The organism is Streptomyces coeruleoprunus, assembly GCF_039542925.1.
Classification (GTDB): Bacteria; Actinomycetota; Actinomycetes; order Streptomycetales; family Streptomycetaceae; genus Streptomyces; species Streptomyces coeruleoprunus.
Window position 1 is genome coordinate 4,903,226 of the sequence record NZ_BAABIT010000001.1, and the last position, 12,806, is coordinate 4,916,031.

8 protein-coding genes are annotated in these 12,806 nt (G+C 72.6%); 4 read left to right on the forward strand and 4 right to left on the reverse strand.

Going from position 1 to position 12,806, the window contains the following annotated elements; genetic code table 11:
- Positions 1-19 precede the first annotated feature (19 nt).
- The 3 genes from ABEB09_RS21980 to ABEB09_RS21990 all read left to right on the forward strand — a co-directional run bounded on the left by ABEB09_RS21980 (position 20) and on the right by ABEB09_RS21990 (position 6,681).
- A complete protein-coding gene (locus tag ABEB09_RS21980; RefSeq protein ID WP_345691627.1) occupies positions 20-2,869 on the forward strand; it encodes a CHAT domain-containing protein in 2,850 nt (949 codons plus the stop codon).
- Positions 2,870-2,992: 123 nt separating this feature from the next.
- Positions 2,993-5,224: an SF1B family DNA helicase RecD2 gene (gene recD2, locus ABEB09_RS21985; protein WP_345691628.1), complete on the forward strand. Its 2,232-nt coding sequence runs from the start codon at positions 2,993-2,995 to the stop codon at positions 5,222-5,224.
- A gap of 167 nt (positions 5,225-5,391) precedes the next feature.
- The gene (locus ABEB09_RS21990; RefSeq protein WP_345691629.1) at positions 5,392-6,681 is read left to right on the forward strand and encodes a citrate synthase; all 1,290 of its coding nucleotides are present in this window, start codon (positions 5,392-5,394) and stop codon (positions 6,679-6,681) included.
- 411 nt (positions 6,682-7,092) lie between these two features.
- On the opposite strand, the gene ABEB09_RS21995 is transcribed toward ABEB09_RS21990, so the two are convergent.
- The 4 genes from ABEB09_RS21995 to ABEB09_RS22010 all read right to left on the reverse strand — a co-directional run bounded on the left by ABEB09_RS21995 (position 7,093) and on the right by ABEB09_RS22010 (position 10,729).
- Entirely contained in the window at positions 7,093-9,261 is a 2,169-nt protein-coding gene (locus ABEB09_RS21995) for a heavy metal translocating P-type ATPase (protein WP_345691630.1), read from the reverse strand.
- A 67-nt stretch (positions 9,262-9,328) separates the two neighbouring features.
- Positions 9,329-9,640 carry a heavy-metal-associated domain-containing protein gene (locus ABEB09_RS22000; protein WP_345691631.1) on the reverse strand — a complete coding sequence of 104 codons (312 nt, stop codon included), beginning with the start codon at positions 9,638-9,640 and terminating at the stop codon, positions 9,329-9,331.
- Positions 9,641-9,795: 155 nt separating this feature from the next.
- Positions 9,796-10,446, reverse strand: coding sequence for a GNAT family N-acetyltransferase (locus tag ABEB09_RS22005; protein WP_345691632.1), 651 nt, complete (start codon positions 10,444-10,446; stop codon positions 9,796-9,798).
- A gap of 85 nt (positions 10,447-10,531) precedes the next feature.
- Positions 10,532-10,729, reverse strand: a complete 198-nt coding sequence (locus tag ABEB09_RS22010) for a helix-turn-helix transcriptional regulator (RefSeq protein ID WP_345691633.1) — start codon at positions 10,727-10,729, stop codon at positions 10,532-10,534.
- Positions 10,730-11,285: 556 nt separating this feature from the next.
- Here ABEB09_RS22010 and ABEB09_RS22015 point away from each other — a divergent pair.
- Complete coding sequence (locus ABEB09_RS22015) at positions 11,286-12,788, forward strand: CoA-acylating methylmalonate-semialdehyde dehydrogenase (protein WP_345691634.1); 1,503 nt, start codon at positions 11,286-11,288, stop codon at positions 12,786-12,788.
- The last annotated feature ends 18 nt before the right edge of the window (positions 12,789-12,806 follow it).

Here is a 12,806-nt window from a genome sequence, read left to right on the forward strand (position 1 = left end):
GCGGCGCTAGCGTGGGGGGATGGACGATGCTCCGGCGATGCCCTATGACCTGAACGCCCTGATGTGGGAGATCCAGCAGGCGGGAGCGGCCGCAGCTGGCAACCGGCAGGACGTGGCCCGACTCACCGCACTGGTCTGCGACCGGCTCGGCTGCGCCACGGCCCGCGAGGCCTTCGACCGGCTGTACGGCGACTGGGCCGCGCTGCCGCGGGGCACCCTGCTCTCCGGCATGCGGGCGGGGCAGATCCTCGCGGTCCTCCCCATGCTGCAGCTGGAGCACCTGTCCGCCACGCCGGAGCAACGCGAGGAGCTGCTGCGCGAGTTCCGGGAGTACGGGCCGCCGGACACGGGCTGGCAGGCCAACGTCATGGGCATCAGCGGGCAGATGTCCCTGCTCGACGGCAACGCGGGCCCCGCCGACCTGGAGGCGGCGCTGTCCCGCCTCGACGAGGCCATGGCGATGATGCCGCCGGACAGCCCCCAGCGCATCCCCCTGGAGGCCACCCACGCGAGCGTGCGCGCCCACCTCGCCCAGACCGGCGGCGGCGAGGACGACTTCGACTCGGCGGTCGACGACCTGGTCAGGCTGGCCGACGCGCCGGTCTTCGACGCCACGCAGCGCCTCGCCATGGCGGGGCAGATCGCCGTGTTCCGCTGCCGCCAGGCCATCCGCCGCGAGGACGAGACCTGGCTGGCCGAGCTGATCGCCGAGCTCGAGACCGTCATGGAGCGGCTGCCGCCCGACCACGTCGACCGCCTCGGCTTCGAGTCGCACCTGGACGCCATGCGCAGCTACCTCGTCGTCCTGCGGGAGCGCCGCACCGGTCGGTTCGACCCGGAGGCGGCCCGCTTCACCCCGGTCGACGACCTGCGTCGGCAGGTCGCCGCCCTGCCCGCGCACATGCGGGTGGACCAGCTGTGCGAGGCGGGCATCGCCCGCAGCGGCGCCGCGACCCTCGCCCGGGACGCGGCAGCGATGCGCGACGCCATCATCCTGTTCGAGGCGGCCCTGGAGCTGCTCGAACCGGACGACGAGCGGTGGATCCGCTGCACGTCCTGCCTCGCCCTGTGCCACATCGCGCTCGCCGGACTCGGTACCGTGCCGCACGCGCAGCGCCCCGCCCATCTCGACCAGGGCATCGCCTGGGCTCGGCACGCGCGGCGGCTCGCCGGCGGGCCGGAGTACCCGCTGTGGGCCAATGTGAGCATGGCCCTCGCCATGGCGTACCGCACCCGCGGCAAGGCCATGGCCTTCGACCGCCGTGTCTCCCGCCGCAACCTCGACGAGTCGCGGCGGATCGGCCTGGAGGCCGTCCAGGCCGTGGCGTGGACGACGCTGCTCCAGTCCGGTACGGCGCATGCCGCGGAGACCGGGCGCCGCGCCGGTGAGGACGCCCTCGAACTGGCCCGCTGGTGCCTGTCCGACGGCGCGTACGACGAGGCCGTACGGGCCCTGGACGGCGGCCGCGGACTCGTCCTGCACGCGGCGACCGTGGCGGCCACCGTCCCCGACATGCTGACCGCCCTGGGGCACACGGACCTCGCGCGGGAGTGGCGGGCGGCGGGCGCCGTGGCCCCCGAGCCCGGCCCCGAGGGCGTACTCGCCGGACAGGCCGGCCCGTCCGGGCCGTCGAGCAGGCTGCGCCGCCGCGTCCTGGAGGCCCTGTCCGCGTCCCCGGAGCGGCGGAGGCTCCTGGACGTCCCGTCCGTGCGCGAGATCGGCGCCGCCCTGCACACCCTGGGGGCGACCGCCCTGGTCTACCTGCTGCCCTCCGGCGAGGGCATCCCGGGCTTCGCCGTCGTCGTGACGCCCGACGGCGCCGTACGCCACGTGCGGCTGCCCGGACTCGACGGCGACGCCCCGGAGCTGGCCGGCTACCGGGCCGTGGGCGCCCCGGGCCGTGACGCGGGCGGCCCGCCGACGGCGCCGCCGGGCGGGGTGCCGCGCCCCCGGCCGTCCGCCGACGCGGGGCGTGCCGCGCTGGAGCGGCTGTGCGACTGGGCGGGGCGCACGGTGATGGAGCCGCTGCTGAAGGAGATCCCGCGCGGTTTCGGCACGGTGCCGTCGGTGGTGCTGGTGCCGATGGCGGAGCTGGGCATGGTGCCCTGGCACGCGGCCCGGTTGCGCGGCCGCCGCGGCCGCCACCGGTACGCCTGCGAGGAGGCCCGCATCTCGTACCTCCCGTCCGCGCGCCTGCTGTGCGAGGTGGCCGGGCGGCGGGCGACGCCCGGGCCCGGGGAGGCCCTCGTCGTCGGCAATCCGACCCGTGACCTGCCGCACGCGGGCGAGGAGGCGGAGGCCGTCCACCGCACGTTCCACCCGGGCGGCCTGCTGCTGGGGCCGGGCGACGCGACGCCCGCCGCGGTGACCGGCTGGCTGGCCCGGCAGCGCGGCGGCCTGCTGCACCTGGCCTGCCACGGCGAGGTCCAGCAGGGCGAGCGGCACAGCGCGTACCTGGCGCTGGCGGGTGGGCGGCTGGCGGCCGAGGAGCTGACGGAGGGCGCGGCCCGCTACGAGGGCCTCGGCCTGGTGGTGCTGGCGGCGTGCCGGACGAACGTGTCGGGGCGCGGCTACGACGAGGCGTACAGCCTGGCGACGGCGTTCCTGGTGGCGGGCGCCCGCTCGGTGGTGGGGTCGCTGTGGCCGGTGCCCGACGAGGCGACGTCCCTGCTGATGTACATGACGCACCATTACCTGAGCCGGGAGGGGCTGCAGCCGGGACAGGCGCTGCGCGCGGCGCAGCTGTGGATGCTGAACGACCGCCGCGAGGCGCCGCCCGGGATGCCCGCGCACCTGGTCGCGCGCGTGCCGCTGATCCGCAGCGACGACCTGGCGGGCTGGGCGGGCTTCACCCACCTCGGATGGTGAGGCACCCCCGCACCCCCGCACCCCCGCACCCGCGCGCACCGCGCAGGGCATGGACCGGCGCCCCTGCCGGGGAGTTGTCCACAGGCCGGACGGGGTGTCGGACCCGGCCGGTAGCGTCGGGGCATGTCCAATCTGTCGGTGGTCGAAGGCGTCCTCGAGCGGATCACGTACTGCAACGAGGAGAACGGGTACACGGTCGCCCGGGTCGACACGGGCCGTGGGGGCGGTGACCTCCTCACGGTGGTCGGCTCGCTGCTCGGCGCGCAGCCGGGGGAGTCCCTGCGGATGGAGGGCCGCTGGGGCTCGCACCCGCAGTACGGCAAGCAGTTCACGGTGGAGAACTACACGACCGTGCTGCCCGCGACCGTCCAGGGCATCCGGCGCTACCTCGGCTCCGGCCTGATCAAGGGCATCGGGCCGCGGATCGCGGACCGGATCGTGGAGCACTTCGGCACGGACACGCTGGACGTCATCGAGCAGGAGCCGCAGCGGCTCGTGGAGGTGCCGGGCCTGGGCCCGAAGCGGACGAGGATGATCGGCGCCGCCTGGGAGGAGCAGAAGGCGATCAAGGAGGTCATGGTCTTCCTCCAGGGCGTCGGCGTCTCCACGTCCATCGCGGTCCGGATCTACAAGAAGTATGGCGACGCCTCGATCTCCGTCGTGCGGAACCAGCCCTACCGGCTCGCCGCCGACGTGTGGGGCATCGGCTTCCTCACCGCCGACCGCATCGCGCAGGCCGTCGGCATCCCGCACGACAGCCCGGAGCGCGTCAAGGCGGGCCTGCGGTACGCCCTGTCGCAGTCCACGGACCAGGGGCACTGCTATCTGCCGGAGGAGCGGCTGATCGCCGACGCGGTGAAGCTGCTCCAGGTCGACACCGGGCTCGTCATCGACTGCCTCGCCGAGCTGGCCGGTGACGAGGAGGAGGGCGGCGTCGTCCGGGAGCGGGTGCCCGGCCCGGAGGGCGAGCCGGTCACCGCCGTGTACCTGCTGCCGTTCCACCGGGCGGAGCTCTCGCTGGCGGCGCAGCTGCTGCGGCTGATGCGGACCGAGGACGACCGGATGCCGGCCTTCCGGGACGTGGCCTGGGACAAGGCGCTGGCGTGGCTCGCGGACCGTACGGGGGCGGAGCTGGCGCCCGAGCAGGAGGAGGCGGTGCGGCTCGCCCTGACCCGGAAGGTCGCCGTGCTGACGGGCGGGCCGGGCTGCGGCAAGTCCTTCACGGTCCGGTCGATCGTGGAGCTGGCCCGCGCGAAGCGGGCCAAGGTGCTGCTGGCCGCTCCCACGGGGCGGGCCGCGAAGCGGCTGGCGGAGCTGACCGGGGCCGAGGCGTCGACGGTGCACCGGCTGCTGGAGCTGAAGCCGGGCGGGGACGCGGCGTACGACCGGGACCGGCCTCTGGACGCGGACCTCGTCGTCGTGGACGAGGCGTCCATGCTGGACCTGCTCCTGGCGAACAAGCTGGTCAAGGCCGTCGCGCCGGGTGCGCACCTGCTGCTGGTGGGGGACGTGGACCAGCTGCCGAGCGTGGGCGCGGGGGAGGTGCTGAGCGATCTGCTGGCCCCGGACAGCCCCGTCCCGTCCGTGCGGCTGACCCGGATCTTCCGTCAGGCCCAGAAGTCGGGCGTCGTCACCAACGCGCACCGGATCAACGCCGGCGAGTACCCGCTGACCTCGGGCCTGCCGGACTTCTTCCTGTTCGCCACCGAGGACACCGAGGAGGCCGGGCGGCTCACCGTGGACGTCGCGGCCCGCCGCGTGCCGGCGAAATTCGGCCTCGACCCGCGCCGGGACGTCCAGGTCCTCGCCCCGATGCACCGCGGCCCGGCCGGTGCGGGCACGCTCAACGGGCTCCTCCAGCAGGCTGTCACCCCTGCTGGACCGGACCTGCCGGAGAAGAGGTTCGGCGGCCGGGTCTTCCGCGTCGGCGACAAGGTCACGCAGATTCGCAACAATTACGAGAAAGGGAAGAACGGCGTCTTCAACGGCACCGTCGGTGTGGTCACCTCGCTCAACCTGGACGATCAGCGGCTGACGGTGCTGACGGACGAGGACGAGGAGGTGCCGTACGACTTCGACGAGCTGGACGAGCTGGTCCACGCGTACGCCGTGACGATCCACCGCTCCCAGGGCAGCGAGTACCCGGCGGTCGTGATCCCGGTGACGACCGGGGCGTGGATGATGCTCCAGCGGAACCTGCTGTACACGGCGGTCACGCGGGCGCGGAAGCTCGTCGTCCTCGTCGGGTCGCGCAAGGCGATCGGGCAGGCCGTCCGGACCGTCTCCGCCGGCTGGCGCTTTACCGCACTGGACCACCGGCTGACAGGAGCCCGCTCCGTGGGAAACATCACCTAGGACTTTCGGAACCGGGGCGAAGGGGGCAGGATGAGCAGGTTGACGGCACTGAGTGCCGCCAATTGGCCCAATGGTCGACCCCGAGTGCACTCTGCTGAGCCAAGTGGGGGATGGTAGAGACAGTCAGGGCACCTCGAAGAAGAGGCACAACGTCGGTGAGGGATGACGTGAGCGACAACTCTGTAGTACTGCGGTACGCGGACGGTGAGTACACCTACCCGGTGGTCGAGAGCACCGTGGGCGACAAGGGCTTCGACATTGGGAAGCTTCGCGCCCAGACGGGCCTGGTGACGCTGGACAGCGGCTACGGCAACACGGCCGCGTACAAATCGGCGATCACCTATCTGGACGGCGAGCAGGGCATCCTGCGCTACCGCGGTTACCCCATCGAGCAGCTGGCGGAGCGCTCCACCTTCCTCGAGGTGGCGTATCTGCTGATCAACGGCGAGCTCCCGAAGGTCGACGAGCTGGCGGCCTTCACCAACGAGATCACCCAGCACACGCTGCTGCACGAGGACGTCAAGCGGTTCTTCGACGGCTTCCCGCGCGACGCCCACCCCATGGCCATGCTGTCCTCCGTGGTCAGCGCGCTGTCCACGTTCTACCAGGACAGCCACAACCCGTTCGACGAGAAGCAGCGCCACCTGTCGACGATCCGGCTGCTCGCGAAGCTGCCCACGATCGCGGCCTACGCCTACAAGAAGTCGATCGGCCACCCGTTCGTCTACCCGCGCAACGACCTGTCGTACGTCGAGAACTTCCTGCGCATGACGTTCTCCGTGCCGGCGCAGGAGTACGAGCTGGACCCGGTCGTCGTGTCCGCGCTGGACAAGCTGCTGATCCTGCACGCGGACCACGAGCAGAACTGCTCGACGTCCACCGTGCGCCTGGTCGGCTCCTCGCAGGCGAACATGTTCGCCTCGATCTCCGCCGGCATCTCCGCCCTGTGGGGCCCCCTGCACGGTGGCGCCAACCAGTCCGTGCTGGAGATGCTGCAGGGCATCCAGGCCAACGGCGGCGACGTCGACTCCTTCATCCGCAAGGTGAAGAACAAGGAGGACGGCGTTCGCCTGATGGGCTTCGGCCACCGGGTCTACAAGTCCTTCGACCCCCGCGCCAAGATCATCAAGGCGGCGGCGCACGATGTCCTCTCGGCACTCGGCAAGTCCGACGAGCTGCTGGACATCGCGCTGAAGCTGGAGGAGCACGCGCTCGCCGACGAGTACTTCGTCTCGCGCAACCTCTACCCGAACGTGGACTTCTACACGGGCCTGATCTACCGGGCCATGGGCTTCCCGACCGAGATGTTCACGGTCCTCTTCGCCCTGGGCCGCCTGCCGGGCTGGATCGCCCAGTGGCACGAGATGATCAAGGAGCCGGGCTCCCGCATCGGCCGCCCGCGCCAGATCTACACCGGCGAGGTCCTGCGCGACTTCGTCCCGGTCGAGGCCCGCTGAGGCTCCCGAGCCCGCTGAGCCGTGGAGCCGCCCCGGCTCCCGGGCCGCTGAGGCTCGCACCCCGCTGACCTGCTCCGGACAGCGAGAAGCGCCCCGCCGGCCGATCCCCCCACGGGTCGGCGAGCGGGGCGCTTCCCATACCCCGGACGGATTCCCCCCACGGGATCCGGGCCGGGCGTCTCGCGCGCGATCTGCCGGGGTACGTACGTTCGGGAGGGCCGCTCAAAGCTCCCCGGTGCACGTGCCCCGGCCTACGCTTGCCTGGGACGTCCCCCAAGACATCCCATGAACGTCCCCCAAGACGTTCGTGGCATCGCCCATTTAGACTCGCGAGCCGTCCAAATGGTTACCCCCAAATATCTGTGATCTAGATCTCTTTGTGAAGGTCTCGTGTGTCACGTGAAGGTGAATTCACGAGAACGATCGCAGGCGCAGGCTGTTGGTGACGACGAAAACGGACGAGAAGGCCATGGCCGCGCCCGCGATCATGGGGTTCAGCAGCCCCGCCGCGGCCAGCGGCAGCGCCGCCACGTTGTAGCCGAAGGCCCAGAAGAGGTTGCCCTTGATGGTGCCGAGGGTGCGGCGGGCGAGGCGGATGGCGTCGGCGGCGACGCGCAGGTCGCCCCGTACGAGGGTGAGGTCGCCGGCCTCGATGGCGGCGTCGGTGCCGGTGCCCATGGCGAGGCCGAGGTCGGCCTGTGCGAGTGCCGCCGCGTCGTTGACGCCGTCGCCGACCATGGCGACGGACCGCCCTTCGGTCTGGAGGCGCTTGACGACGTCGACCTTGTCCTCGGGCATGACCTCGGCGATGACGTGTTCCGGGTCGATGCCGACCTCGGCGGCGACGGCCTCGGCGACGGCGCGGTTGTCCCCGGTGAGCAGCATCGGCGTGAGGCCGAGTCCCTGCAGCCGGCGGATGGCCTGCGCGCTGCCGTCCTTCACCGCGTCGGCGACGGTCAGGGCACCCCGCAGCCGCCCGTCCCACGCCACCAGTACCGTCGTGACGCCGGTCCGCTCCGCCGGTACGGCGACACCGGCCTCCTCCAGCAGCCGGGCCCGCCCGGCCAGCACCTCGTGCCCGTCGACCACTCCCCGCACCCCGAGCCCCGGCACGTTCGCGAAGGCGTCCGGTACCGGCAGGGCTCCCACGCGTTCGGCGGCGCCCGCCGCGACGGCGCGGGCCACCGGGTGCTCGGAGGCGTGCTCCAGGGCGCCCGCCAGCCGCAGCAGCTCGTGCGGGTCCGTGCCGTTCGCCGGGTGCACACCCTGGAGGGTCATCCGGCCCTCGGTGACCGTGCCGGTCTTGTCGAGGACGATGGTGTCGACGCGGCGGGTGGTCTCCAGGACCTCGGGGCCCTTGATGAGGATGCCGAGCTGGGCGCCGCGTCCGGTGCCGACCATCAGCGCCGTGGGTGTGGCCAGGCCGAGGGCGCAGGGGCAGGCGATGATCAGCACGGCCACGGCGGCCGTGAACGCGGCGGTCGCGTCACCGGTCAGCGCCAGCCAGGCGAGCAGGGTGCCCAGGGCGATCAGCAGCACGACCGGGACGAACACGGCGGAGATCCGGTCGGCGAGCCGCTGCACCGCCGCCTTGCCGCTCTGCGCCTCCTCGACGAGCCGTGCCATCCGGGCGAGCTGCGTGTCGGCGCCGACCCGGACCGCCTCCACGACCAGGCGGCCGGAGGAGTTGAGCGTGGCGCCCGTGACGGGGTCGCCCGCGGAGACGTCCACGGGCACGGACTCGCCGGTGAGCATGGAGGCGTCGACGGCGGACGTGCCCTCGACGACCGTGCCGTCGGTGGCGATCTTCTCCCCGGGCCGGACCAGGAACCGGTCGCCCACGCGCAGTTCCGCGGTGGGCACGCGCACCTCGCGGCCGCCCCTCAGGACGGTGACCTCCTTGGCGCCCAGCTCCATCAGCGCCCGCAGCGCCGCGCCCGCCTTCCGCTTGGCGCGCGCCTCCAGGTAGCGGCCGAGGAGCAGGAAGGTGACGACGCCCGCGGCCACCTCCAGGTAGATCGCGGACGAGCCGTCCGCCCGGTCGGCCGTCCAGGCGAAACCGTGGCGCATCCCGGTCGTTCCGGCCGCGCCGAGGAGAAGCGCCCACAGGGACCAGCCGAACGCGGCCAGCGTCCCCAGGGAGATCAGCGTGTCCATGGTCGCGGCCCCGTGGCGGAGGTTCGCCCACGTGGCACGGTGGAACGGCAGCCCGCCCCACAGGACGACGGGTGTGGCGAGGGCGAGCGACAGCCACTGCCACCCGGTGAACTGGAGGGCCGGCACCATGGCCAGCAGCACGACGGGCACCGCCAGCACGGCGGAGACGACCAGCCTGCGGCGCAGTCCGGTCAGTTCCTCGGGCGGCCTGATCCGCTCCGCGGTGTAGCCGGTCCGGACGACCGTCGCGATCAGGTCGGCGACCTCCACGCCCGGGGCGTGGGAGACCCGCGCCTTCTCGGTGGCGTAGTTGACGCTCGCGGTGACGCCGTCCATGCGGTTGAGCTTCTTCTCGACGCGGGCCGCGCAGGAGGCGCAGGTCATGCCGCCGATGGTCAGCTCGGTGGTCCTGGGTGCTGCCATGGGGTGTTCCAGGGGGGTGCGGGGTGGGCGGGCCGTGCCGTCGGCCGGTACGGCCCGCCCGAGGCGTTCAGGCCCGGCCGGCCAGCTCGTACCCGGCCTCGTCGACGGCGGCCCGTACGGCCTCGTCGTCCAGCGGGGCCGCCGAGACGACGGTGACCTGGCCGGTGGAGGCCACGGCCTTCACGGAGGTGACGCCGGGGATCGCCGAGATCTCCTCGCTCACGGCGCCCTCGCAGTGTCCGCAGGTCATTCCGGTGACCTGGTAGACGGTGGTGACGCCGTCGGCCGGGACGCCGGCGGTGCCGTCGTGGCAGGAGCCGGTGGGCGAGCAGCAGGAGCCGGTGGCCTGGGGAAGCTCGGTCTTCGTCTCGGCGGTCATGGCGTTCTCCTCTTTCGCGGCTGGTCGCGCGGCTGATTTCTCGGCTGACGCGGTACTGACGTTGCAGGGTGGGGGCATATCGAGCGTACGAAATGCCTGGTGCGTCCGAGGCGCACGGGCACTGCCGTGCTCCCTGACACCTTCACTCTATACCCCTAGGGGGTATGAACGCCAGCGTTGCCGCTCCGCCCCGCCGATGCGGCGTCCGGGTACCCGCGGTGCTCCGCCCACTCGCGGGCGAGCACCGCCATGGACACGGAGTCGATCCACTCGCCCTCGTGCAGCACCGCCTCGCGCTCCACGCCCTCGCGGACGAAGCCGACCCGCTCGTACACCCGCTGGGCGCGCGGGTTGAACGCCAGCACGCCGAGCGAGACGCGGTGCAGGCCGAGCCGTTCGAAGGCGTACGCGAGGAGCAGCCGGATCGCCTCGGTGCCCAGCCCGCGGTCCCGCCCCCCGGGGCCGATCAGCACCCGGAAGACACAGCTCCTGTTGAGCTCGTCCCATTCGTAGAGCACCAGCTCGCCGACGAGCCTCCCGGACGCCCGGTCCACCAGGCCCAGGTCCAGGCGGTCCGCCTGCTCGCTGCGGGAGTCGTACCAGGAGCGCAGCTGCTCGTACGAGAAGCTGCGCTCGCCGCTGCCGGTGAGCCGTACGACCTCGGGGTCGTCGAGGATGGCCGCCATGGTGGTGGTGTCGGCCTCGGTGAAGGGCCGCAGGAGCACCTTGTCGCCGGTGAGTATCGGCTTGTGGGCGAAGGTGACCCGCCCGCCGTCGGTGCGCGGGTCGTCGTGGATGTCGGTCATGGGGTGATCGTTCGGCGCCGCCTCGTCCCGCCGCAACGCATTAAAGCCCCGTACCGCGTCGGTACGGGGCGGGGGAGGGCTTCCGTCAGTCCCTGCGGCCGCGGTTGCCGGGCCGGTTGGCGACCCAGATCCGGATCGTGTCCGCGTACCAGTAGGGCTTGCCGCCCTCGACATGGTCCGGCTGCGGGAGCAGCCCGTGCTTGCGGTACGAGCGGACGGTGTCCGGCTGGACCCGGATGTGTGCGGCGATCTCCTTGTAGGACCAGAGCCTTCTGTCAGCCATCGGTGGCACCTCCCTGCGCGCGCCGCGGCGCGACCCGGGAGGGTCGTCGGGGGAGCCGTGGCGCGAACTGGCGATCACCAGCCCTGTGCCCGCCCCGCGACACAGAGTGAGCGCTCGGTGTCAGGCTGTTGAACGCCTGTGACGGAAAACCCGCGTAACCCGGACATGTGTTACGTGTGTGATGCAGGAGAAGCTCTGTGCACCGGATGCCGGAGACCGGGCCACGGGCACCCCCCGGCGGCGGTACGGTGCAGGGGACGGGGGACGTAGCGAACTGCACGGCAGGGAAAGCCTGTTCGGCGGCCGGTGCCTCCGCCCCCGGATCGCCTCCGGCGCGCAGGCCCTTCGCCCTGGCAGGAGCGAAGCGCGAGCGACGACTCCCCGCCCGCCACGGCCCCGCGCCGGAGGTCCCGCCGGGCCCCGCACGCGTGGCGCCCACATGTGTCTACGCGGGGCGGGGAAGGGCAGACACAGTGTCCGGCGCGCCCTCCGCCACCGCGTGGTGGGATGTGCCCGTGGCCGACACCGCGACCCGCCCCGAAGGAGTACGCACGTCATGACGAAGAACGTCCACCACTGGATCGGTGGCAAGACCGTCGAGGGCACCTCGGGCCAGTGGGGCCCCGTCACCGACCCGGCGACCGGTGAGATCACCACCCGCGTGGCCCTCGCCTCCGCCGCCGAGGTCGGCACGGCCGTCGCCGCGGCCAAGGCCGCCTTCGCCACCTGGGGCACGTCGTCGCTGGCCCAGCGCACCGCGGTCCTGTTCCGCTACCGCGCCCTGCTCGACGCCCACCGCGACGAGCTGGCCGCGCTCATCACCGCCGAGCACGGCAAGGTCCACTCCGACGCGCTCGGCGAGGTCGCCCGCGGCCTGGAGATCGTCGAGCTGGCCTGCGGGATCACCACCCAGCTCAAGGGCGAGCTGTCCACGCAGGTGTCCCAGCGGGTCGACGTCGCCGCGATCCGCCAGCCGCTCGGCGTGGTGGCCGGCATCACCCCGTTCAACTTCCCGGCGATGGTGCCGATGTGGATGTTCCCGCTGGCCGTCGCCTGCGGCAACACCTTCGTCCTCAAGCCCAGCGAGAAGGACCCGTCGGCCGCCAACCGGCTCGCCGAGCTGGCCGCCGAGGCCGGGCTGCCCGACGGCGTCCTCAACGTCGTCCACGGCGACAAGACCGCCGTCGACGCGCTGCTGGAGCACCCCGACGTGGCCGCCGTGTCCTTCGTGGGCTCCACGCCCATCGCCCGGTACATCCACCGGAAGGCCACCGAGCACGGCAAGCGCGTCCAGGCGCTCGGCGGGGCGAAGAACCACATGCTGGTCCTGCCCGACGCCGACCTCGACGCGGCCGCCGACGCCGCGGTCTCCGCCGCGTACGGTTCCGCGGGCGAGCGCTGCATGGCGATCTCGGCCGTCGTCGCCGTGGGCTCCGTCGGCGACGCCCTCGTCGAGAAGATCCGCGAGCGCGCCGAGAAGATCAAGATCGGCCCCGGTACGGACCCGGAGTCCGAGATGGGCCCGCTGATCACCGCGGCCCACCGCGACAAGGTCGCCTCGTACGTCACGGGCGCGGCGGACGAGGGCTGCGAGGTCGTCCTCGACGGCACCGGGTACACCGTCGACGGCCACGAGAACGGCCACTGGATCGGCCTGTCCCTCCTCGACAGGGTGCCGACCACCGCCAAGGCCTACCAGGACGAGATCTTCGGCCCGGTCCTGTGCGTCCTGCGTGCCGAGACGTACGAGGAGGGCGTCGCGCTCATCAACGCCTCGCCGTTCGGCAACGGCACCGCGATCTTCACCCGCGACGGCGGCGCGGCCCGCCGCTTCCAGCTGGAGGTCCAGGCCGGCATGGTCGGCGTCAACGTCCCCATCCCGGTGCCCGTCGGCTACCACTCCTTCGGCGGCTGGAAGGACTCCCTCTTCGGCGACCACCACATCTACGGCAACGACGGCGTGCACTTCTACACGCGCGGCAAGGTCGTCACCACGCGCTGGCCCGACCCCTCCGAGGCCCCGGCCGGCATCGACCTGGGCTTCCCCCGCAACCACTGACGCCCCGGCGTACGGGGC